18 protein-coding genes are annotated in these 23204 nt (G+C 37.6%); 4 read left to right on the top strand and 14 right to left on the bottom strand.

What is annotated here, in order from left to right; translation table 11 throughout:
- Nucleotides 1–25: 25 nt before the first annotated feature.
- Genes J8L85_RS13075 through J8L85_RS13065 form a run of 3 tightly spaced genes read left to right on the top strand, consistent with a single transcriptional unit; the run spans nucleotide 26 to nucleotide 3876 of the window.
- Nucleotides 26–2350 (top strand): UvrD-helicase domain-containing protein, encoded by a 2325-nt coding sequence (locus tag J8L85_RS13075; RefSeq protein ID WP_211017864.1) that lies wholly within the window; start codon nucleotides 26–28, stop codon nucleotides 2348–2350.
- Between the two features lie 44 nt (nucleotides 2351–2394).
- Nucleotides 2395–3243, top strand: a complete 849-nt coding sequence (locus J8L85_RS13070; protein ID WP_211017862.1) for a glycoside hydrolase family 16 protein — start codon at nucleotides 2395–2397, stop codon at nucleotides 3241–3243.
- Between the two features lie 12 nt (nucleotides 3244–3255).
- Entirely contained in the window at nucleotides 3256–3876 is a 621-nt protein-coding gene (locus J8L85_RS13065) for an L-threonylcarbamoyladenylate synthase (RefSeq protein WP_211017860.1), read from the top strand.
- Between the two features lie 96 nt (nucleotides 3877–3972).
- On the opposite strand, the gene J8L85_RS13060 is transcribed toward J8L85_RS13065, so the two are convergent.
- The 3 genes from J8L85_RS13060 to J8L85_RS13050 form a co-directional block, all read right to left on the bottom strand.
- Complete coding sequence (locus J8L85_RS13060; protein WP_211017858.1) at nucleotides 3973–4827, bottom strand: OmpA family protein; 855 nt, start codon at nucleotides 4825–4827, stop codon at nucleotides 3973–3975.
- Between the two features lie 94 nt (nucleotides 4828–4921).
- Nucleotides 4922–5926 (bottom strand): glycosyltransferase family 2 protein, encoded by a 1005-nt coding sequence (locus J8L85_RS13055; protein WP_211017856.1) that lies wholly within the window; start codon nucleotides 5924–5926, stop codon nucleotides 4922–4924.
- A 12-nt stretch (nucleotides 5927–5938) separates the two neighbouring features.
- Nucleotides 5939–6385 carry a type I restriction enzyme HsdR N-terminal domain-containing protein gene (locus J8L85_RS13050; RefSeq protein ID WP_211017854.1) on the bottom strand — a complete coding sequence of 149 codons (447 nt, stop codon included), beginning with the start codon at nucleotides 6383–6385 and terminating at the stop codon, nucleotides 5939–5941.
- Nucleotides 6386–6411: 26 nt separating this feature from the next.
- Between J8L85_RS13050 and holA the strand changes: the two genes are divergently transcribed.
- Nucleotides 6412–7413: a DNA polymerase III subunit delta gene (holA, locus tag J8L85_RS13045; RefSeq protein WP_211017851.1), complete on the top strand. Its 1002-nt coding sequence runs from the start codon at nucleotides 6412–6414 to the stop codon at nucleotides 7411–7413.
- Between the two features lies 1 nt (nucleotide 7414).
- On the opposite strand, the gene J8L85_RS13040 is transcribed toward holA, so the two are convergent.
- The 11 genes from J8L85_RS13040 to J8L85_RS12990 all read right to left on the bottom strand — a co-directional run bounded on the left by J8L85_RS13040 (nucleotide 7415) and on the right by J8L85_RS12990 (nucleotide 22963).
- Nucleotides 7415–7792 (bottom strand): DoxX family protein, encoded by a 378-nt coding sequence (locus tag J8L85_RS13040; protein WP_211017849.1) that lies wholly within the window; start codon nucleotides 7790–7792, stop codon nucleotides 7415–7417.
- A 285-nt stretch (nucleotides 7793–8077) separates the two neighbouring features.
- A complete protein-coding gene (locus tag J8L85_RS13035) occupies nucleotides 8078–10489 on the bottom strand; it encodes an alpha-ketoacid dehydrogenase subunit alpha/beta (RefSeq protein WP_211017847.1) in 2412 nt (803 codons plus the stop codon).
- Nucleotides 10490–10644: 155 nt separating this feature from the next.
- Nucleotides 10645–13455, bottom strand: coding sequence for a metalloprotease (locus J8L85_RS13030; RefSeq protein WP_348771760.1), 2811 nt, complete (start codon nucleotides 13453–13455; stop codon nucleotides 10645–10647).
- A 47-nt stretch (nucleotides 13456–13502) separates the two neighbouring features.
- Nucleotides 13503–14189: a TIGR00730 family Rossman fold protein gene (locus J8L85_RS13025; protein WP_211017843.1), complete on the bottom strand. Its 687-nt coding sequence runs from the start codon at nucleotides 14187–14189 to the stop codon at nucleotides 13503–13505.
- 7 nt (nucleotides 14190–14196) lie between these two features.
- A complete protein-coding gene (gene uvrA / locus J8L85_RS13020; RefSeq protein WP_211017841.1) occupies nucleotides 14197–17031 on the bottom strand; it encodes an excinuclease ABC subunit UvrA in 2835 nt (944 codons plus the stop codon).
- Nucleotides 17032–17202: 171 nt separating this feature from the next.
- Nucleotides 17203–18735 carry a carboxypeptidase-like regulatory domain-containing protein gene (locus J8L85_RS13015; protein ID WP_211017839.1) on the bottom strand — a complete coding sequence of 511 codons (1533 nt, stop codon included), beginning with the start codon at nucleotides 18733–18735 and terminating at the stop codon, nucleotides 17203–17205.
- A gap of 7 nt (nucleotides 18736–18742) precedes the next feature.
- Nucleotides 18743–20134: a CsgG/HfaB family protein gene (locus tag J8L85_RS13010; RefSeq protein ID WP_211017838.1), complete on the bottom strand. Its 1392-nt coding sequence runs from the start codon at nucleotides 20132–20134 to the stop codon at nucleotides 18743–18745.
- 6 nt (nucleotides 20135–20140) lie between these two features.
- Nucleotides 20141–20533: a curli production assembly/transport component CsgF gene (locus J8L85_RS13005; RefSeq protein ID WP_211017837.1), complete on the bottom strand. Its 393-nt coding sequence runs from the start codon at nucleotides 20531–20533 to the stop codon at nucleotides 20141–20143.
- Nucleotide 20534: 1 nt separating this feature from the next.
- Nucleotides 20535–21308: a CsgE family curli-type amyloid fiber assembly protein gene (locus J8L85_RS13000; protein ID WP_211017836.1), complete on the bottom strand. Its 774-nt coding sequence runs from the start codon at nucleotides 21306–21308 to the stop codon at nucleotides 20535–20537.
- Nucleotides 21309–21325: 17 nt separating this feature from the next.
- On the bottom strand, nucleotides 21326–21844 hold the full coding sequence (locus tag J8L85_RS12995) for a hypothetical protein (protein WP_211017835.1): 519 nt from the start codon (nucleotides 21842–21844) through the stop codon (nucleotides 21326–21328).
- Between the two features lie 96 nt (nucleotides 21845–21940).
- Nucleotides 21941–22963, bottom strand: a complete 1023-nt coding sequence (locus tag J8L85_RS12990) for a hypothetical protein (protein WP_211017834.1) — start codon at nucleotides 22961–22963, stop codon at nucleotides 21941–21943.
- Between the last annotated feature and the right edge of the window lie 241 nt (nucleotides 22964–23204).

Raw genomic sequence — 23204 nt, 5'->3', positions numbered from 1 at the left:
TTCACACTTTAAAACTGATGATATCTTGAGTTCTTTTATAGATGAATTGAATGATGCCCAAAGGGCACCGGTACTGCATAAAGACGGACCGTTGATGGTAATAGCCGGGGCTGGATCCGGAAAGACTAGGGTGCTTACCTATAGGATAGCCTACCTAATGGAGCAAGGAGTGGATTCCTTTAATATTTTGGCATTGACATTTACCAATAAGGCAGCACGCGAAATGAAAGATCGTATTGCCAGTATCGTTGGTGCTTCGGAAGCCAAAAATTTATGGATGGGTACCTTTCACTCGGTATTTGCCAAATTGCTCAGGTACGATGGCGATAAACTCGGGTACCCGAGTAATTTCACCATTTATGATACCCAAGACTCTCAACGTCTTATCGCTTCCATTATTAAAGAGATGGGGTTGGATAAGGATATATACAAGTATAAGCAGGTACAGAACAGAATTTCTTCGTTCAAAAACAGCTTAATAACCGTAAAGGCATATTTTAACAATCCGGAACTTATGGAGGCCGATGCCATGGCAAAGAGACCGCGTATTGGAGATATCTACCAAAACTATGTAGATCGTTGTTTTAAGGCAGGGGCCATGGATTTTGATGACCTACTGTTGCGTACCAACGAATTGTTGACCCGCTACCCCGATGTTTTGATGAAATATCAAGACCGTTTTAGATATATCTTGGTAGATGAGTATCAAGATACCAACCATTCCCAGTATTTGATAGTTAAGGCATTGGCGGATCGTTTTCAGAATATCTGTGTGGTAGGGGACGATGCCCAAAGTATCTATTCTTTTAGAGGGGCGAACATTAGCAATATTCTTAATTTTCAAAGAGATTATGAAAATGTAGGAATGTACCGTTTGGAACAGAATTACCGATCTACCAAGAATATTGTAAAGGCTGCCAATTCTATCATAGAAAAGAACAAAAACCAATTGGAAAAGGTTGTTTGGACAGATAATGATGAAGGAGGGCGTATTAAAATACATAGAAGTATTACAGATGCTGAAGAAGGAAGGTTTGTGGCCGGTTCTATTTGGGAAAATAAAATGCAGCATCAGATGTCCAACGGTGAGTTTGCGGTACTATACCGTACCAATTCGCAATCCAGGGCCATAGAAGATGCCCTAAGGAAACGTGACATTCCTTATAGAATATATGGAGGGCTCTCGTTTTATCAACGAAAAGAAATCAAGGATGTATTGTCATATCTACGCTTGATCATTAATCCTAAAGATGAGGAGGCATTAAAAAGGGTCATAAATTTCCCTGCAAGGGGAATAGGGCAGACCACTATAGATAAACTGGTGGTTGCCGCAAACCATTATGGGCGATCTATGTTCGAGGTCATGGAAAACATCTCTAAAATAGATTTAAAGATAAACTCCGGTACCAAAAGAAAATTGGAAGACTTTGTGCGAATGATCAAAAGTTTTCAGATTATGAACCAAACCTCTGATGCCTTTACCTTGGCAGAGCAAGTATCTAAAAAGACGGGTCTTTTGTTGGAGTTTAAAAAAGATGGTACACCGGAAGGAATTGCCAGAATGGAGAATATAGAGGAACTTCTTAACGGTATCAAGGATTTTGTAGAGGGGCAAAAGGAAGTGGCCGACGCTACTGGTGGACTAAGCGAGTTTCTTGAAGATGTAGCCTTGGCGACAGATTTGGACAAAGATACCGGTGATGACGACCGTGTAGCTTTAATGACCATTCACTTGGCAAAGGGACTTGAATTTCCGTATGTCTATATCGTGGGGATGGAAGAGGATCTTTTTCCTTCTGGAATGAGTATGAATACCCGTAGTGAACTAGAGGAGGAACGCCGACTTTTTTATGTAGCCTTAACGCGGGCTGAAAAACAGGCATATTTGACTTATACGCAAAATAGATATCGTTGGGGTAAATTGATAGATGCCGAGCCTAGTAGGTTTTTGGAAGAAATTGATGAAAAATATGTAGAAAACCTAACCCCGGTAGATGGTGGATACCGCTATAAATCGATGATCAATGCCAATATTTTTGGAGAAGTCGATAAAAGTAAACTTCGACAAAATAAACCTAAGAGAGGTACACCCCCGACTATAGATAAGCCTAATTTGAACCAATTGAAGAAACTGAGAAAAATTAAACCTCAATTGGCCGAGCCCATAGGAAACTCCAACACTATAGATCCTAATCTAAAAGAAGGTTCGGTAGTAAACCATACCCGTTTTGGAAGAGGTAAGGTTTTGAAGATAGAAGGGGTAGGTAATGATAGAAAGGCCGAAATTAAATTTGATCAGGGAGATGTAAAAAAATTACTGCTTAGGTTTGCTAAATTAGAGGTGCTTTGAGAAGGTGATAATGTAAGTTTCTTTTAGCGATTAAAACGATTGTTATGATATGTAAACACAGGTTTTTCGTTGTATTTTTTTTACTCTATGTATCGATTTCCTCTTGCCAAGAGGCCTTGAACACAGAGAATGACGAGAAGGATGTTTTTTCAAATGATTATTGGAAAGATGCTGTGTTGATCTGGAGCGATGAGTTCGAAGGAGATTCCCTATCTCTTGAGAACTGGCGTTTTGAAACAGGTAATCATGGGTGGGGGAACAATGAACTTCAAAATTATCTGGAAAACTCGAATGTAGAGGTAAGTGGGGGTACCCTTAAGATTACCGCGCGTAAAGAAAAGGTTGGAGGTAGTGATTATACCTCTGCTAGGCTCAATAGCAAGCAAGAATTTACGTATGGAAAAATAGAGGTACGCGCTAAGATCCCTGATTTAAAAGGCAAAGGTATTTGGCCCGCTATTTGGATGTTGGGATCCAATATAGATTCTGTGGGATGGCCTGCTTGTGGAGAAATAGATATTATGGAATATGTTAGTTATAGCCCCAACGAAACACATTTTTCTATTCACAGTACGGCAAATAACCACCTACAAGGAACACAGGTAACCTCGGGCCCGGTACCATTGGAAACAATCGAAGAGGAGTTTCATGTATACGGTCTCTTATGGACCGATGAATATTTGAAGTTTTACATAGACGAAGAGGAAAATGTGAAACTTAATTTTTTAAGACCGACCGATGCGAATACCGATAATTGGCCGTTCTCAAAGCCGTTTTATTTTTTATTGAATATTGCGGTTGGCGGAAACTGGGGAGGTTTGGAAGGGGTCGATGATGCTGCTTTTCCAGCTACAATGGAAATAGATTACGTTAGGGTTTATCAAAAAATGTAAATTTTTAATGATATGGCAGAACTTATAAGAATATACGAAGAAAACCCAAACCCCAAAGAAATTGCCAAGGTGGTGCAGGTTTTAAGAAAAGGAGGACTTGTAATTTACCCTACCGATACGGTTTATGGGTTAGGGTGCGATATTACCAACTCTAGGGCCTTGGAAAAAATTGCTAGGATCAAGGGTGTTAAGTTGGCAAAGGCAAATTGGTCTTTTGTATGTGCTGATCTAAGTAATCTTTCCGATTATGTTAGGCAGATTGATACGGCCACTTTTAAAATTCTAAAACGGGCACTGCCGGGGCCTTATACTTTTATACTCCCGGGAAATAATAATCTTCCTAAAGATTTTAAAAAGAAAAAAACAGTGGGTATACGTGTTCCCGATAATAATATTGCCAAGGCATTGGTAGAAGGTTTGGGCAATCCCATTGTTTCTACTTCTATACGTGACGATGACGATGTGCTCGAATATACTACCGACCCCGAATTGATATATGAGAAATGGGAAAATTTAGTGGACATAGTGATCGATGGGGGGTATGGCGATAATGTAGCCTCTACGGTTATAGATATGTCTACTGGCGAACCCGAAGTAATACGAGAAGGAAAAGGTAGCTTAAATATCTTTTGATCTTGTATTGTATTTGGTTTTAAATAGAACTATAAAATTAGAACATAAAAAAAGCGGCCCAGATGGGCCGCTTTTAATTTAATCCATTATATAAAATTATTTAATGGCAGGATCTTTCATTCCTTCTTCGATCATGCTATAGAACTGATCAATTTTTGGAAGTACTACGATTCTAGTTCTTCTGTTCTTAGATTTTTCTGTTTGTGATACAGGAACATATTCTGCTCTACCTGCTGCGGTCATACGCTTAGGATCAACATTGAAATCGTTTTGTAAAATACGTACTACGGCAGTTGCACGTTTTACACTCAAATCCCAGTTGTCTAACAATACACCACCTCTACCTCTGTAAGGTACATCATCTGTATGGCCTTCTACCATAAACTCAAAATCAGGTTTGTTATTAACAACTTTGGCAACTTTGCCTAATACTTCTTTAGCTCTGCTGGTTACATTGTAGCTACCACTGCTGAACAATAATTTGTCAGATATTGAAACGAATACGACACCTTTTTCAACACTGATCTCTATGTCTTCATCGTCTAAGTTGCCCAAAACTCCTTTCAAGCTTTGAACCAATGATAGGTTAACAGAGTCTCTTCTTGTAATGGCATCGTTCAACTTACGAATGGTCAAGTCTTTTTCTTGAAGACTCTCCAATGATTTCTCTAAGTTTTCAGCCCCTTTTGTAGTCAAAGTAGTCAAGTTGCCCATGTTGTTGATGAGCTCTTGGTTGTTCGCTTTCAAGAAAGCATTTTGGTCTTCTAAAGTTTGAAGTCTTGAAGCGGCTGTCGCTTTTTCTTCTAAACAATCATTAAGCTTAACAGTAGCTGAATTTAATAAATCTTGTGTTTCCTTTTGTTTTGCCTCAAGATCCGAATATTTCTTCTGTGAAACACATGAAGATAATAAAAGAGTTACTCCAAGACACCCTAAAATGATTTTTCTCATAGTTGTATTCTGTATTTATTGATTGTGGTTTACTTTTTCTTAAACATTAGTACCAAAATTATATATTTTGTCATTCGTTTATTGTGGTACTTAGTTAATCTTTTACTAAAATGTTAAAATTTCTTACTCCATTTACGAAATAAGACCACACAATGGACTTCGTTGTGTAGTACTTTAATATAAATTTAGCTTTTTCCCGCTTCTTATACATTCTATTAAACTGCCTGTAGAAACTTAAATGCGCTCTCAAGATAGCAAAACAATGCCTAAACCTCAGTTGCATTACAAAGCGCAACGCAGCAATACCGTCTAATAGCAATCTTATGGCAATAATAAGAAATGCCTTTCTGCGAGGTAAATTTTTGGTGATGGAGAAAAGTGTATTTCTAAAATTTAGGTAGGTTTTTTTGGGGTTCATGTTACTTAAGGTCGATCCCCCAAGGTGAAATACTTTTGAATATCCTACATAATAGATCTTATGTCCTTGGTTTTTTGCCCTCCAGCAAAAATCAACTTCTTCTTGATGTGCAAAATAATCTTCGTCGAAACCGTTTAGTTCCTTAAAAAGGGAACTGCGAACGAACATGCAAGCTCCCGTTGCCCAAAATATTTCTTTTATGTCGTTGTATTGGCCTTCATCTTTCTCAAGACTTTGAAAAATTCTTCCCCTACAAAAAGGGTACCCTAGTTGATCTATAAAACCTCCGGCAGCACCTGCATATTCAAAATGATCCTGTTTTAACAGGTCTAGAATTTTTGGCTGGATCACTGCAGCCTCCGGCATTTCTATAAAGGCTTTTCTTATGGGGCCTAACCAGTTTTCTGTAACCTCTACATCAGAATTCAGCAAACAGTATATATCGGCGTCAACATGTTTTAAAGCATCGTTATACCCCTTGGCAAAGCCTTCGTTGGAGGTGTTTTGAATTATTCCGACAGTTGGGTAGTTTGTTCTCAAAAATTCGATGGACCCATCAGTAGATGCGTTGTCGGCAACATATATATCCACATCGTCCTCCGAAAATTTAAGGACAGAAGGAAGATAGCGCTCTAAAAGCACTTCTCCGTTCCAATTGAGTATGACAACAGCGATTTTCAAAACGACTGCAAATTAACGGCTAAATTCAGGAATTTCCTTTAAAAACCTGTATTTTTCCTCATCGAACAACATTTGGCAAGAATAGTGCGCCAATCCATTGGTCACCATAAGGTGTGTAGCATTAAGATTAAAATTGTACCTGGCTATTTGGTCAAAGGTTTCTTGGGTAATTCGTATGTGAGGGGCTTTGCACTCCACTAATATATGTATGCTGCCATCACTGTTAAAAACAACGATATCATACCTTTTTTTTAATCCGTTGAGAATAATCTGTTTTTCAACATTAATAAGGCTTAAAGGGTATTGTTTGTCTACATGTAGATAATGCACTACATGTTGTCGAACCCATTCCTCGGGTGTAAGTACCATAAATTTTTTACGGACTATGTCAAAAATGAGCTCTTTATTTTGCCTATTTTTGAACCTGAAGGTGTAACCTGGAAAATTAAGTGGTTGCATGGTACAAATTTGATGATTTTTTCCGAATGGATGAAGCGCTAAAGATTGTTAATGATATTAAAAAAGGGGTTGTAAAGCCTATTTATTTCCTGTATGGGGAGGAGACTTATTTTATAGATAAGATATCTTCCTACATTGCCGATAATATACTTTCAGAAGAAGAGAAGGGCTTTAACCAAATGGTATTGTATGGTAAGGATGTAACTATAGATGATATTGTAGGGAATGCAAAAAGATATCCTATGATGGCCGAAAAACAAGTGGTCATAGTCAAAGAGGCCCAACACTTGTCCAGAAGTATAGAAAAGCTTACCGCTTATGCAGAAAATCCGCAAATGACCACCGTTTTGGTTATCTGTTATAAGTATGGTAAACTAGATAAGCGAAAAGCCCTGTACAAAACCGTTAAGAAGTGTGGCGTTTTGTTCGAAAGTAAAAAGTTATACGAGAATCAGGTTTCCGAGTGGTTACGAAAAACATTGTTGTCAAGTGGCTATTCAATTTCACACAAAGCGGCCATTTTACTTGTAGAATATTTGGGAACCGACCTTAGTAAAATTAACAACGAGCTAGATAAGTTAAAGCTGGCGTTGCCCGAAAAAAAAGAAATTACCCCGTTAGATGTAGAACAGAATATCGGAATCAGTAAAGATTATAATAATTTTGAATTGAAGAAGGCGATAGGGGAGCGTAACGTTCTTAAGGCAACAAAGATCATTAATTATTTTGCGCAGAACCCTAAAGACAATCCGTTTGTACTTACGGTTACTTTGTTGCACACTTTCTTTTCACAACTGCTGCAATATCATGGATTAAGAGATCATTCTCCAAAAAATGTTGCCAGTTCACTTAGAATTAACCCATACTTCGTGGGAGAATACCAAACAGCGGCAAGAAACTATCCGATGAAAAGGGTAAGCCAAATCATTTCTAGTTTAAGGGAACTGGATATGAAAGGCAAAGGAGTCGGATCTGGCAAAGTAGAACAGGCAGATCTTTTGAAAGAACTGTTGATGAAAATTCTTTAGTCTATTTTCTGTCTATACTGTATCTACCGGGTCCAACAAGCGAGATGGTAATAAACGCTACCAAATAGAACAATGCTTTTTCTTTGGTGCCAAATGGGTCGCTTGCATGAGCTATAAAAGCGGCAACGGCCATAGTAATGGCTGTAGGTATAGATAATAATCTTGTTCTGTAGCCAATAATTATTAGAATAGGGCATATAAATTCACCTATAACTGCCAAAAATAGAGAAGGTGCGGCACCGATTCCGATAGGATCTCCGAACTCAAAATTACCAGAAATTAATTTTTGAAATTTAGGTAGGCCATGTGTAATCATCATTACCGAAACGGCGATTCTGAAAAATGCCAATCCGATATCTTTTAAAAGGGGACTTTTCATTATATAATCTACTTTTACTTTTTAAAAGTATTATTTTTTTAAGATTTTTTGAAATATTCCGCTTATTTAGTTTCAATAAAAAATAGACGTATGTATGAGCCAATTATTATATATGACCAACGGGAGGTCTGTATTTTATTGCAAATCAGGGGTTTTGGTGGTATTTAATGTAAGAAGGGACAAAAGAAAAAATGTGATAGAAAGATTAAAAAAAATCCCGCTATTAGCGGGATTTTAAATATTTGTTTGGTAATCGCTGTGCTTATTACGTTATATGGGGCGATTTTATTTTAAGCTAGGAAACTCTTCAGGGTTTGCTTCGTTCATAATTTCATAAACCTTTTCAAAAATATCTTCTGCATTTGGTTTAGAAAAATAGTCTCCGTCGCTACCATAGGCAGGCCTATGTGCTTTAGCTGTTAATGTTTGTGGTGCGCTGTCCAGATATTGGTAGGCACCTTGCTTTTCTATAATCTCATTTAAAAGATACGCAGAGCAACCTCCTGGCACATCTTCGTCTATTACCAATAACCTATTTGTCTTTTGAACACTTTTAACGGTGTCATGGGCAATATCAAAAGGTAGCAATGTTTGTGCGTCTATTATCTCGGCATCAATACCGACTTCTAGTAATTCTTTCGCGGCCTGTTCTACTATTCTTAAGGTAGAACCGTATGAGACTAAGGTAATATCGGTACCTTTTTTTATTGTTTCGACAACCCCGATAGGGGTACAGAATTCTCCAAGGTTACTGGGTTTGTACTCTTTAAGTCTATAACCATTTAGACTTTCTATGATCAATGCAGGTTCGTCACTTTTCATTAAGGTGTTATAGAAACCTGCGGCTTGTGTCATATTTCTAGGAGCGAGAATATGAATACCCCTTAATAGGTGTATTAACCCTCCCATTTCAGAACCGGAATGCCATATGCCTTCTAATCTATGCCCTCTAGTACGAATAATTAATGGCGCTTTTTGTTTGCCATATGTTCTATATAAAAGAGTTGCCAGATCATCTGTCATGGTGGCAATGGCATAGAAAATATAATCTAGATATTGAATTTCGGCTATAGGTCTCAGCCCTCTTAAGGCCATTCCTATACCTTGGCCTATAATGGTCGTTTCCCTAATACCTGTATCTGCAATTCTAATTTTTCCGTATTTTTCTTGCAGACCTTCCAATCCTTGGTTTACATCACCGATAGCTCCTGTATCTTCTCCAAAGACTAATGCATTTGGGTATTTTTCAAAAAGTTTGTCAAAATTGTCACGAAGTACGACACGTCCATCTACCTTTTCGCTATCATTTTTATATTCGGGTGGTACGGCTTTTATATTTCTGACATTGTTTTGGTTTTCACTGTAGAGATGTGAGCTAAATTTAGGTTGTGTCTCTTTCTCAAAATTGGATAGCCAATTTACCAAAGCTTGTCTCTCTGCAGATTTTTCGCCCAATAAATAGCGCAACGATTTTCTTGCTGCAATAGCCAAATCTTTTTTAAGAGGTTCTTCTATCGCTATTAGGTCGTTCTTAATTTTGTTCAGAAAATTTTTGTTGGAACTTTTATTGGCTGCCGAGTTTATTACCTGTACCAAGTCTTTCTTTAAGGTCAAATGCCCCTGTAAATACTCTGTCCAAGCTTGTTTTTTTGCTTCTCGGACTGTTTTTTTTATATCCTTTTCGATAAGTTCCAATTCCTTGGCCGTGGCGATACCTGATTCTAAGATCCATTCTTTGAATCTTTTGTTGCAATCATTGTCCCTTTCCCAGGCCAATCGCTTATCATCTTTATATCTTTCATGGGAACCAGAAGTAGAGTGGCCTTGTGGTTGGGTGAGCTCTGTTACATGTATAATGACCGGAACATGTTCTTGACGGGCTATATCTGCCGCATTTTCATATGCATGCATTAGGGCCGTATAGTCCCAACCTTTTACCTTTAAAATTTCAACCCCTTTATTTTTGTCGTCTCTTTGAAAGCCAGATAAAATTTTTGAAATATCTTCTTTGGTGGTATGATATTTTGCAGGTACCGATATGCCATATTCATCATCCCAGATACTTAAGATTAACGGCACTTGCAATACTCCTGCTGCGTTAATGGTCTCCCAGAACATGCCTTCACTGGTACTGGCGTTTCCAATGGTTCCCCAAGCTACTTCATTACCATTGTTCGAAAATTTAGAGGAATCAAGGTCACTGAGTTCCCTATAGACCTTTGAAGCTTGTGCCAAGCCCAATAATCTAGGCATTTGTCCGGCTGTGCAAGATATGTCAGAGCTACTATTCTTTTGTTTCGTTAAATCTTTCCAGCTGCCATCCTCGTTTAAACTATAGGTGACAAAATGCCCTCCCATTTGCCTTCCGGCACTCATAGGTTCTTTGTTGATATCGGTAGTGGCGTATAGACCATGAAAGAAATCTTTGGGCTTTAAAAGCCCCGTAGCCATCATAAAGGTTTGGTCTCTATAGTAACCACTTCTAAAATCGCCATTTTTAAAAGATTTGGCCATCGCTAATTGTGGAAGTTCTTTACCGTCACCAAATATTCCGAATTTGGCTTTACCGGTAAGTACTTCTTTTCTTCCTAGCAGGCTACACGTTCTACTTAAAAATGCAATTTTATAGTCACTAATAATTTGCTCTTTAAAATCTTCAAATGATATATCGTTGCTAGTTTTAGAAGAAACATCCATGTTTTATCAAATTTTACCAAAAATACCGAATAGAAACCGTTTTAGCAATGATGGGAATGTTTAATTTGTTGATGATAAAGTAAATTATTAATCAATATTTTGAAATATTCGTAATGAGACTCGTTTTATAGAGCTTTTATTTGCGAATATTTAAGTTAAAACCATTTTCTGGTAAACAATCCCGTCAAAGTTTTTGGGCTTACCGTTATTATGAAACGTATTTTTTCGCCATAATCGGGTTGAGATATTTCCCAACCGTTGTTTGAATATAGGGGAAAATATAATTCAAAATAATCGGTAACTAGATTTAATCTTACACCCGAATCGTAAACAAATTTTTCATCGAAGCCTTTATTTTTTACCAAACCGGCGTCACCATATAGCTCTATCCATCTCCATAGGTTAAAACTTGTATTTACGGTGGCCATCCAATTATCAGAGTAGCGATAGCGTTCATCCAAAAAAGATTTAAAACCTCCTTCCGCAATAATTATCTGTTGACTATAAATTCCCGAATCCTCTGATCTTCCCAGATAATTGTAATCAAAAAGATAGTCTGTAGGACGGTCAAGGGCAAAGCTAAAGAAGTTGGAATCAGTGTTGTTGCTCAGAAATTTTCCGGCAAAAAAACGAAGATTGAACTGCCTATTGTTCTCAAAGAGTTTTCGATACTCATATTCAAACGAAAGCTTGCTGAAATTGCCCGCCAACTGAAAATCCAAAAACCAGGAATTATAATCTAAAATACCATTGGCCCTATTTATATACCTGGCGTTGAACACACTATAGTCAGGGTTTTCCGAATCGTTTGCCATGCTGCCCAAACTTTCGTCAAAGTTTCTAAAGATATTTATATATCTAAAAGACAGAAATTGTCTTTTATCGGACCTAAGATCGTCTGGCCGCCACCCGAAACTTAAGGCCGGGGTAATGGAGGTATAACGAGAATTTATATTAAAATGCGAGGTAGACGCCCCTATAGAATAATTGGCAACATAGAGACCGCTTTTGCTTAAATATTTACGGTAACTGAATTTGCCATAGCCTACAAAAGCCTTTTCCCTAAAGGAGTATGAGGGGGCAAAGTCATATATAAAAGGGCGTTCTAAAAGTGTTTTGTTGTATAACCTGAGGCCCGGTGCCCAACCATCATAGATATTAAAATTAATAACCGGAACATAGAATACCTGATTGTAATACGGATTTTCGGAGTCTTTGAAAAAAGTAAATTTTAGTTTTTTGTTACTGGAAAGAAAGCCTCGAAGAGATTTCCAATTGTCTCTTTGGTTAAACTCCGGAATTTTTTGATCGTAGTTTAAAACTAATTTGTCCTCTTTATTATTGGGTATCGTAAAGGTCTTATATGTCTCTATATTCTTGAACCAATATTTTGAAACTACGGAGTCGTTTTTTAACCCGAACATACTAATGGGTACATTGGTACCTTCCTTGTTCTTGATAGTAACCGTTAGTGAATCTTTGTATTTTTTTACTTTTCTTATTTTAAAATCTATTCTTCGGTCTGTAGAAACATAATCTTTAAAGAACCAATCAATGTCTTTGCTAGTAGACCTTTTTAAAATAGACTCGAAATCAATTATTTTTACTTTGTTCAGCTGATAATACTTAAAAAAGGTCTTAATGCTCTCATCTACCTTTTCTTTGCCTATGTAATCGGCCAAATAGGCCAAGCCCAAACCTGCTTTGTATTTATTGGCAATTTTTTGATTGAACTTTATCAAAGAATCATTTGGGGTGGTCAACGCCTGATCTAAATTTTTTCTGGCGGTAAGGTTGTATAGAAAAGGATATTGCTCGTTGAAACCCATTTTTGCCAAGTTAAAACTTCGCAATCCCCATATACGACTTAAATTACCCAATAATTTTTGGTCCGGATAGTTTTCCTCGACATACTCTATCATTAAATAATTGGCAATTGCATCGTTCAGCCATTGCTCTTTTCTTGGGTTCAAGAAAATTGTTTCTTTGAGGATACTGTTAAGGGCGGTTTTCAAAAATTTCATTTCAAATTGAAATTTTTGGTCATAAGGGCGAATGAACGATGGTAACTGATTTATGCCATATAGTGGGTCTTTATCATAATCTATTTGACTTACGAGTAGCTTGTCGTGGGGGTATTCCCCAAGGTTACGATATATAAAATCGGTTATTTTGTTAATTGATATTCCTTGTTCTATTGGGTTGTACCTTGGTGCGGCTATATTCGTCACTACCTTAATATAAGGGGTAATGTGCGTAGAAAAAGTATTTTCGCGATTTAATATAATCTCTGCACTTTTTTGATTTTTAGATGTAAGTTTTACATTCTGGACATTGGATAATTTGGTATTGTCCTCTTCTTTGAAATTGGAAACCAGATGTAGACTATCGGGGTATGTAAAATCAATGGTTGTCTTTGTAATATTGGTATATAGGTCTTCTAGGTTTTTATTTGAATATAAGTGCCATTTTCCGTCGTAAACGGCGGGTGTTAAATACCAATCCTTTAAATAGTAATTGCCTTTGTTGTCGTATCCGTACGGAGTGTATTTGTTAGGGGGCAACTTAACTTTATAGGTAATGATTATTTTTGTAGACTCTTTGGGCACCAAAGCCTTGTTGAGCCTCACTTTTAATATGTCCTCATCTTTTGTTCGTTCCCACTCCAGGCCTTCATATTCGTCGTCTACTACGCTTATAATTGTAGTATAGCCTCGCTCACTTTTTTTTGCCAAGTGCAGACTTTTCTTGAATTCTTGGGCAAATCGTTTCGCCAGGCCGGTATTTTTGTTGGAGTAGGCGTGGGCCCAATCATTAAAATAAATAATACCTAAAGAATAGTTAGAGTCGTTGTAATAGGTAAACTCTTGCTTTATGTCCAGCTCTTTGGTAAATTGATTGAGCTTAACGTTCAAGTTTGTTTCATATTGGGCATAGGTAGTCCTGCTTCCAATGTAGCATAGCACTATTGACAAAAGTAATTTGTAGGGCAGGACGTTTTTCAATATGAACACTAAAAATTAGGACTAAGGGTGTGACCTTTATAGAACGAATCGATAATGTTTACAACTTCTTCCTCGGTATCCACAATTTTGATCAGATCCAAATCATCTGGACTTATATTACCAAAACTGAGCATTGTATCTTTTATCCAATCAAAAAGACCTGACCAGAAATCGCTTCCGACCAAAATAATAGGGAATTTACCTATTTTGTGGGTTTGTATAAGGGTTATCGCTTCAAAAAGTTCGTCCAACGTACCAAAACCGCCGGGCATTACAACAAAACCTTGTGAATATTTAACGAACATTACCTTTCTAACAAAAAAGTAATCGAAGTCTAGACTTTTATCACCATCTATATATGGGTTGTCGTGCTGCTCAAAAGGTAAATCTATATTAAGACCTACCGATGTGCCGCCGGCAAGATTTGCACCTCTGTTACCAGCCTCCATAATACCGGGGCCACCACCTGTAATAACTCCATAACCGGCCTCCGATATTTTTTTTGCGATACTGACCGCCAACTGATAATATTTATTATGCTCTTTGGTTCTGGCGGAGCCAAAAATAGAAACACAGGGTCCTATTTTGCTCATTTTTTCAAAACCATTTACAAACTCTCCCATAATTTTAAAGATGGCCCATGAATCATTGGTCTTTATTTCATTCCATCCTTTAGGGTGTTTTTCGTTTCTCATATATAAATCACATTTTTAATTCTTTCTTCAAAAACTCTGCCGTATAGCTTTTTTTTACTTTACAAATTTCTTCCGGTGTACCGGATGCTACTAATTGACCTCCAGATCGTCCGCCTTCATATCCAATATCAATAACATGGTCTACCATTTTAATAACGTCCAAATTATGTTCTATTACCAATACGGTATTTCCCTTATCGACTAATTTGTTGAGCACCTCCATTAATACCCTAATATCTTCAAAATGAAGACCGGTGGTGGGTTCGTCCAATATATAGAAGGTGTTCCCCGTATCTCTCTTGGATAGTTCCGTAGCCAATTTGATACGTTGGGCCTCGCCACCCGATAGGGTAGTGGATTGTTGCCCTAAAGATATATAACCTAGGCCAACATCTTGTATCGTTTTTAATTTACGATGGATTTTTGGAATAAGCTCAAAAAAATCCACGGCTTCATTGATTGTCATTTCAAGCACGTCCGAAATAGATTTTCCCTTATAGCGTATTTCAAGGGTTTCCCTATTAAAACGTTTTCCATTGCATGTTTCGCATTCTACAAAAACATCGGGCAAAAAGTTCATTTCAATAACACGCAGGCCTCCGCCTTGACATGTTTCACAGCGCCCTCCCTTTACATTAAAACTGAACCTTCCGGGTTTATACCCTCTTATGGAAGCTTCTGGGGTTTTGGCGAATAACGAACGTATTTCGCTAAAAACACCCGTATAGGTAGCAGGATTCGACCGGGGAGTTCTGCCTATGGGAGATTGGTTTATATCTATGACCTTATCAATATGTTCCAGTCCATTGATTTTTTTATAGGGCATCGGTTTTTTTACGCCATTAAAATAATGAGCGTTCATGATAGGGTATAACGTCTCGTTTATGAGGGTAGATTTTCCGCTTCCGGAAACGCCCGTTACCCCGATCATTTTACCAAGAGGGAATTCTACTGTTATGTTTTTTAGGTTGTTGCCCGTGCAACCGGACAGTACAATTTTTTTTCCGTTCCCTTTTCTCCTGGTCTCCGGTACTTTTATTTCTTTTACCCCGGTAATATAATCCGCTGTAAGGGTATGGTGGTTTTTAAGTTCGTAGGGGGTTCCTTGCGAAATTATTTCGCCACCATGTTTCCCCGCTTTGGGGCCAATATCTATTACATGGTCGGCACGCTCTATCATATCGCGGTCATGCTCTACCACAATAACGGAATTACCAATGTCCCTTAGGGCTTCTAGAGATTTTATTAATCGACTATTGTCTCTCTGATGAAGGCCAATGCTGGGTTCATCCAATATATAAAGCACACCTACCAATTGCGATCCAATCTGCGTGGCCAACCTAATTCTCTGAGCTTCGCCACCTGACAGTGATTTGGAGCTACGGTTTAACGAAAGGTAATCTAGACCTACATCTAGAAGGAATTGAATTCTGGTTTTGATTTCTTTAATGATCTCTTCGGCAATCTTTAATTGATTGCCTTCTAGTTTTTTTTCCAACCCTTTAAAAAAGTCCGCCAATTCCGCAATATCCATGTTTGCGAGCTCGGCAATATTTTTATCGTCTATTTTAAAATAAAGGGATTCTTTTCTTAAGCGACTACCACCGCACGATGAACAACTTGTTTTGTCCATGTATTCCTTTGCCCATCGTTTTATAGAAGTAGATTCGGCTTCTTCGTATTGGCTCTTTATAAAGTTTGAAATGCCTTCGTAGTCGATTTTATAGGTTCTTTTTACACCAAGCGATTTAGAGTCTACCTCAAAACTTTCATTGCTGCCGTTCAATATAACCTCTAGAGCCTGTTGTGGTATTTTATTAATGGGATCTGTAAGTTCAAAATTATAGCGATGTGCAATTATCTCGATCTGTTTAAAAGCCCATGATTTTTTGTATTCTCCAAGAGGGGCGATACCTCCGCTTTTTATCGATAGTTTTCTATTCGGAAAAATTTTATTCTCGTTTACTTCATATACATGCCCAAGACCACTACAATGTGGGCACATACCTTTTGGGGAGTTGAACGAGAATGTGTTTGGCTCTGGTGTGGGGTACGAGATACCCGTTGTCGGGCACATAAGGTCCCTACTAAAATAACGTGGATCTTCGGTACCTTCTTCCAAGACCATTAACACATTGTCACCACTATACATAGCGGTATTTATTGTTTCTGAAAGGCGCTTGTGCAAATCGTCGTTTTCTACCACTTTTAGGCGATCTATGACAATCTCTATATCATGGGTCTTGTAACGGTCTACCTTCATCCCTTTTACAAGGTCTTTGATTTCTCCGTCTACCCTTACCTTAACAAAACCTTGCTTGGCAATTTGTTCAAAAAGCTCTCTATAGTGTCCTTTTCTAGCCTTTATAATCGGTGCCAGTATATTAATTTTCTTATCTCTATAAGAATCGATGATCAGTTTTTTTATTTGATCATCACTATAACTGACCATTTTTTCCCCGGTATTGTAACTATGTGCGTCACCGGCACGGGCATATAAAAGACGAAGAAAGTCATAAACCTCTGTTATGGTACCAACGGTAGATCTCGGAGATTTAGAGGTCGTTTTTTGCTCAATGGCAATTACAGGGGAAAGACCGTCTATCTTATCCACATCGGGTCTTTCCAAGCCTCCCAAAAACTGTCTGGCATAGGCGGAAAATGTTTCGATATACCGCCTTTGGCCCTCGGCATATATAGTGTCAAATGCCAATGAGGATTTTCCGCTCCCGGAAAGCCCCGTAATAACGACGAGTTTTTCCCTAGGTATGGTAACATCTATATTTTTAAGGTTATGTACACGGGCACCTTGAACCTCAATATTTTCTTCGTAATCGATCATGAATCATAGCAAAGTTGCAAAACTACGATTTTGAGCGCTAACCATGAACTAGTGAGCAAATTAACTACAGGTAGTGTGTTATATGTTTTTTATATATTGGAACAATATTTTAAACTCTTTAAAAATAAACCTCAAGTAAAAGAAAGCTTCTGGGTTCGAACCTAATAATTGTTATTCCCAATTGGGCATAAAAGCATTGGTGAACAACAATTCTGGATCTGCATCATCACTTGTATTAATTTCCTTTCTGTAAATTTTCTTTTCAGATATACCATCATTGGAGGTTAGTATATACATCACATAACCTTCATTGGGGGCGTAACTGACATCAAGGTTGTTGTAACCTGTTGGTTTATCGGTATCTATCTCTATAGAATTGTCATTTGCAATGTCGTATTCGAAAATACGGCTGTCCAGTTGCCTGTATTGTGTGTTCTCTATTCCCGAAATATCTCTGGTATATAATATTTTATTTCCGTTTATAGAATAGTCCAATCCTCCAAAAGCCCCCGGAATTCCTTCAATTATAGTTCTTGTAACCGACTTGCTGACCGGGTTTATTGTCTGTATCTTAACATTGTATCCGGCAGCATCGTTAGTCTTTATCGCGATTAAATTATTAGACAGGTTGGTAGCCACTTCTGTAATAAATTCTCCGGAAGGAGCTTCGTAAACTTTTGATAGCCCGGATCCATCAATGTTTATGGCGTATAAACTATTGAAATTAGGGTAGTAGATAACGTTGCCATTGTTAGACCAAGCAAATTCAATTTCATCGTTTCTAAACCCTGCTATCGGAATACTCTTGGTCAATTGTGTTTTGCCGCTTCCGTCCAAATTCATGGTAAATAAATGCGATTCACCTCCTTGGTTTCTTATATAAGCTATTTTATTCACTGTTCTGTTAGCTTTGGGTCTATAACAATTTAATTCTGAAGAGGTCAATTGAATTTCGTTTTGATCCACCTCAGAATTATTTAACCCAGCGGGTTCACCCCCAGAAAAGATGACATTGTTTCCATTGAGTGTTCTTACATATAAAAAGCGATTGTTTTCGATACCTCTTAATTGGAAACTGCTTATTTTACTTTGTGTAGACTCTGTGATAGCGTCATCAGCGGTAACCTGCCAAAAATAATTTGCACCAACGGATAAATTATCGATGGTTAAAGTGGTATCTTGTAAGTTTTCAAAAATTTGAATTTCTCCAGTATTGCCATCCCTTAATTCGAATGTGTAGGTAATAGTGTCGGAATCGTTTTTGGACGAAGACCACACAAATTGTACCGGATTGGAAATGTCCGTTGCCTTGTCTTGTGGGGAAATTAGGGTTGGTATGGCCGGTTGTAAATTTTTAGAGGCTACGCTATCCAGTTCAAAAACCACGGTAGTGGTTTTATTGCTATAAATGGTAGATGGCTCAAAAGAAGTTTCAAAATCATCTTTATCCGCTTGTACTGAATAGTCTCCGATACTTATATCCTCTATTATAAAATTTCCATCTTTATCCGTAAAAACAGTAGTAGAAGAAGGGTTTGTGGTGATTTTTACATTCTCTAAGGGGATGTTGAAACTATTGGAAACTACCTTTCCTTCCAAAGTTCCAAAAGCTTCATCACCTATGGTATCCTCTTCGCATGATACAAGTAATGTGAAGACTATAAGCAGTACTGCCTTAAAATTTTGATTCTTAAAAATGCTCATTATATTTTCAATTACGTTTATTCATGTTTTTACCAAATCTCCATTCTAATCCAATGGAGAAATTATAATAGAAATCGTCTCTTTTTCCGTTTACCACATCGTCTATGGCATCACTGGTAGTGTGGTTGTTTTCTGCGTTTACGAAAAGCGAGAGTCTGGGGTTGATATTATATTTTAAAGACAGGCCATATTGCAGGTTCAGGCCTGAGGTATCTTCGGTTAGCGAGGGGTCTGGTGACCGTAAATCAAAAATACCGCCTATACCGCCATAGATATACGGGGTCAAATCATCAAAGGGTAGAATGGTATATCCCAATTGAATATTGCCGGACATATATTCTTTATAGAAATTTTGTCCGCCTGTAAAGTAGAAATAATCACCTTTTAGGCCTATATCAATTTTAGGGGATAGGAAACGGCTATATTTTATTCCTCCACCGGCGCCCAGAGATTTCTTCGAAAAATCGGCATTTAGTACTGGGCTGCCCCCATAAATACCTATACTGTTCTTTAGTACATGAGAGGCTTGTTTTCTATTGTATAAAAGAGTGGATTCCTCTTCCAGTTTTCTTTGATTGTACAAAGAAACAATAGAGTCGTTTACTGCCGAACCTTCATTGGTGCTCCACAGATTGTCTTGTATGCCTTCTATTATCAATGATTCAACAGCATTTTCTATGGCATTTTGTATTGCCAATTGTATAGGTTCGTTTTTGGTGATACCTGTTTCGACTTCTAAAAGACGTTGAAATTTTACATATTTAAATAAGCTGGCATCCAGTGCTTGCGATAGTATGGTCTTCGACACGTAGACTGTCTTTAATATTTTTCCGTTCGAAGTAGAAACCGCTCTAAGATATATGGTTATACGGTCTTGTCTATATTGTGTTGAACCGCCAGTACCAAAATAGCGCGCGCCGTAACCGCCGGTAATGATATTTGTGTCGTATGAAATTATCCCCCCTTCAAGTAAAATACCGGCATATAACAACGGAGGTAGATTTGGTTGTCCGCTTTGGTCTCCAGTATATTCTTGGCGAGTAGAACGTATAATATTTCGTTCGTTCAAGAGATTGGATAAATTTTCTCTTTCGATAGGAGTAAACCATTTCGAATCTTCAAGAGCTTTTATAAGCATCGTGGTCGCCCCTTGTGGTACGGCAGTACTAAACGTGCTGGCATTTTCAACGCTTTTATACTGGCCTGTTTGGTCTTTAAAATTATAAACGCCTACAACAATAGGTTCTTTGGGCAAGGGTAGATTTTTTAGATAATAGGACTTGGCCGTGGTTTCCCCTATTCTTGCCTCGGTTGGGGCCAAGGGTTGGTTGAAATAGGTGCCACAACCAGATAGCAGTAAGAGGAGCCCTAAAACGAGGGAACTTCGGTAAAGTTTCATATTTGTTTAGTTGGGAATTATGATTTGGGTTTGCTCTCCAGTGGTCGTGTCAAGAATATTAACGACCAAACCTTCTCCAGATTCAAAAATTTCCAACAGTAGGTCGCCAACATTAAAAGTACCGGGTTCTAGACCATCACCAAGTTCAGAGTTGTAAACAGACCTTGTAAGTTGTCCTAAAAGTTGACTGTTCAAACTTTCTTGAAAATATTCAAGTTCAGACTGTTGGTCGTTGGAACCTTGGTTGTCGGTAAAAGAATTTTGTGCCTGTGCCGAACTTAGCAACCATTGGTAATTAAAGGTTTCTCCTCCAAAGTTTGGGTTTTTGGGAGTATAAACCAATTGCTGCGAGTATACCGATATGGTAAATAAAAATGATAAAAAGGTTAGTAGTTTCATGTTAATATTGAATAGTATTTTGACTAATAGCTCTATTGTGAATGAAATATTGGTTGATTCTTAAAATGGATTGATCTACCATTTCCTTGATATATGAACTTCGTGGATTAAGAAAGAACTGAACCACCAGTTCATTGCCGGCGTATATCTTAATTTGGGTATTACCTCCAATAGCTAATACCTCATCGACCTTGACCATTTTGTTTCCATTGATGTTATTGTTTTGGTAAGCCAGGTAAAACATTTGATAGAAATCTCGACCAGGTTTTGTTTTTGTGTTTTCGAATACAAGCCCCTTCATTAAATCTATGTCCTGAGATTGCTCCCTTTTGTCGGGTTCTATTAGATTGTCTTTTTGAACCACTTTAGGCTGTATGGCATCCTCTCCTTCAAAGCCGTTGATTACGACACGGTCTTTGCCTATAACCTTATCTTCATCGTATAAGAGAACAAAAATTATGGTTCTCTCTTTATTTTCTAACGATAGTGTGGTTTTACTGATATTTTTGCGCTCGCCTGCTTCGATTACAAAATATTGTTCGTCCTCAAATTGTTCTTTAGAGGATGTAGGACTTGAGTTTTTTACTATCAACGCTTTATACCTTAAACTCTTTTTTATACTTGTTTTGTTGTAGGCAGAGAAAATAATGTCGGTAAGTACCCCTTTTGAGTCTATATTTATTTTAGCCTCTACCTCTTTGTTAAAGTTTTGTGCACCAGCTATTGCCCCCATAAAAAGCGCAAGGAAAAATGAAATATAAAGGCGTATACCCATAGTAATCAAAAAAGACTTTAGTTGGTATTTCTAATGATAATACTCTGACTACCATTATTCATCGTAATCTTCATTTTATCGACAATACTGTTTCTGCCTTGAATTACAAGATTTTGGTTATTGCCATTTTGTTGTATTGTTCTTTGCAATAATTGTTTTCCACTTTGGGCACTATGTTCCAATAAGAGATTGTTGTTTCCTTTTTGTGTTACCGTATAGTCGATTTCGTCGGCTTTTAGATTTAGATCTACGGTATTGGCATTTCCTAATTGGTTCACTTGAACATCGGTAACTTGAGATTGTGTTGTAATCGAACTTGTGTTACCGTCTCCGATTTGATGGATAAAAACACCTGTGTTGTCTACGTTTATCTGGTTGGTTTCATTGAATTGTTGTATAAAATAATTTAGCTGTTGCGCACTGGTGTTCAAACTGTTTTCATTATCTGTATTACCATCTATAATACCCTGGGCATTTAGTTGGTATAGACACATATTGAAAAGAATAAACAAAAAGAGAAACGATCGGTATTTCATGTATTCTTTTGTTTTATAATTTTTAAAAGGATACGGAACATTTAAAATGTCCCGTACCCTATAAGAACTACAATTAGTATAGATATTGGTTAATCTTTAGTTGCTTTGGGTTACAATAGCGCTTGTATTGCTGTCTACCAATGTTTGGTTAACTATGCTATTGTTTCCGTTACCACTTTGTGTTACCGAGATCAAAGCGTCTGTTGCGCATTGTTGGTAGGCTTTACTAATATTGTTGTTACCGTTTTGTTGTATTGTTTTTATAACACTATTGGTAGTGGTAATATTTTGGGAAGCATAACTTCTGTTGCCATTACCATTACGTTGTGTGGTGTACATTTGATTGGACTCGCCATCTTGTATAGATGAAGCGTAGTTGTCGTTACCGTTCTGTACAACTGAAACAAGGTTTGAGACTCCTGTTTGTGTAACTACGGACTTATTATCGTTACCAGTTTGGCTAACGGTTGCGGAAAGATCTGTTCCATATCCAGAAGTGTTTACACCGTATTGGTCAACTATAGAGTTATTTCTTCTACCTACCTGATCTATATCGACCAAACTGTGTGTTGATGTTTGGTTTACATCAGATACATTGGCTCCGTTATAAGCGTTGTCTCCGGATTGTGTTACGAATACCTCGTTATATGACCAGCTTTGCCAAACGGTAGACTTATTACTGTCGTCATTTTGTTTTATTTTGATACGGTTTTTGTAACCTCCTTGTACATCTATTTTAGATAGGTTTTTATCTCCAACTTGATCAACATCGGCTACATTTAAGCGTCCCCCTTGACTTACTATAGAATTGTTTTCCCTACCGTTTTGGTATACATCGGTAGCAACTCCAGTAGCGGTAGAACCATTGTCCCAAATATCCCCTTGGTCTATAGTAGATTTATTGTCGTTCCCTTGTTGTTTAACTTTAACACTACTAGCCGTAGTGTCATGTTCGTCAACACCAATTTGTTCAACAGTGGATCTATTGCCGCTTCCATCTTGATTTACATTGACAGTGGCTGCCGCTGTTGCCCTTTCTTGGGTAATCTCACTTTTGTTCTGGGCCATGACAAAAGATCCCATTGCTAGTGCCAAGGCACTTAAAACTACTTTTTTCATAAAATTTAGATTAATTATTGATTAAAAGATTAGTACATACCTTTCTATTGTTTTTTTAGATTTCTAAAAAAAGTATATCCACGTAACCTTAAAAGATGCTACTGCACCTGCTAAGACAATCCTCGTTCATTAAAATTTATGTAGTACAGTAGTAATCTGCACAGGGGGGGAAGAAGTTTAAAAACCAAAGTACAATCCTTAGTTTTATGTATGTCCCAATATTAAAATCTTATCTCCATTA

The organism is Maribacter sp. MMG018, assembly GCF_018100785.1.
In the GTDB taxonomy this organism is placed as follows: Bacteria; Bacteroidota; Bacteroidia; order Flavobacteriales; family Flavobacteriaceae; genus Maribacter.
The sequence above is the reverse complement of the archived record's forward strand: the minus strand, read 5'-3'. Positions and strand labels throughout refer to the sequence as shown.

Coding starts and splice junctions, on each gene's coding strand:
- J8L85_RS13050 (WP_211017854.1), bottom strand. CDS start 6,385: ATGCAACCACTTAATTTTCCAGGTTACACCTTCAGGTTCAAAAATAGG.
- J8L85_RS12995 (WP_211017835.1), bottom strand. CDS start 21,844: ATGAAATACCGATCGTTTCTCTTTTTGTTTATTCTTTTCAATATGTGT.
- J8L85_RS13000 (WP_211017836.1), bottom strand. CDS start 21,308: ATGGGTATACGCCTTTATATTTCATTTTTCCTTGCGCTTTTTATGGGG.
- J8L85_RS13065 (WP_211017860.1), top strand. CDS start 3,256: ATGGCAGAACTTATAAGAATATACGAAGAAAACCCAAACCCCAAAGAA.
- J8L85_RS13010 (WP_211017838.1), bottom strand. CDS start 20,134: ATGAAACTTTACCGAAGTTCCCTCGTTTTAGGGCTCCTCTTACTGCTA.
- J8L85_RS13025 (WP_211017843.1), bottom strand. CDS start 14,189: ATGAGAAACGAAAAACACCCTAAAGGATGGAATGAAATAAAGACCAAT.
- J8L85_RS12990 (WP_211017834.1), bottom strand. CDS start 22,963: ATGAAAAAAGTAGTTTTAAGTGCCTTGGCACTAGCAATGGGATCTTTT.
- uvrA (WP_211017841.1), bottom strand. CDS start 17,031: ATGATCGATTACGAAGAAAATATTGAGGTTCAAGGTGCCCGTGTACAT.
- J8L85_RS13040 (WP_211017849.1), bottom strand. CDS start 7,792: ATGAAAAGTCCCCTTTTAAAAGATATCGGATTGGCATTTTTCAGAATC.
- J8L85_RS13060 (WP_211017858.1), bottom strand. CDS start 4,827: ATGAGAAAAATCATTTTAGGGTGTCTTGGAGTAACTCTTTTATTATCT.
- J8L85_RS13015 (WP_211017839.1), bottom strand. CDS start 18,735: ATGAGCATTTTTAAGAATCAAAATTTTAAGGCAGTACTGCTTATAGTC.
- holA (WP_211017851.1), top strand. CDS start 6,412: ATGGATGAAGCGCTAAAGATTGTTAATGATATTAAAAAAGGGGTTGTA.
- J8L85_RS13035 (WP_211017847.1), bottom strand. CDS start 10,489: ATGGATGTTTCTTCTAAAACTAGCAACGATATATCATTTGAAGATTTT.
- J8L85_RS13070 (WP_211017862.1), top strand. CDS start 2,395: ATGATATGTAAACACAGGTTTTTCGTTGTATTTTTTTTACTCTATGTA.
- J8L85_RS13005 (WP_211017837.1), bottom strand. CDS start 20,533: ATGAAACTACTAACCTTTTTATCATTTTTATTTACCATATCGGTATAC.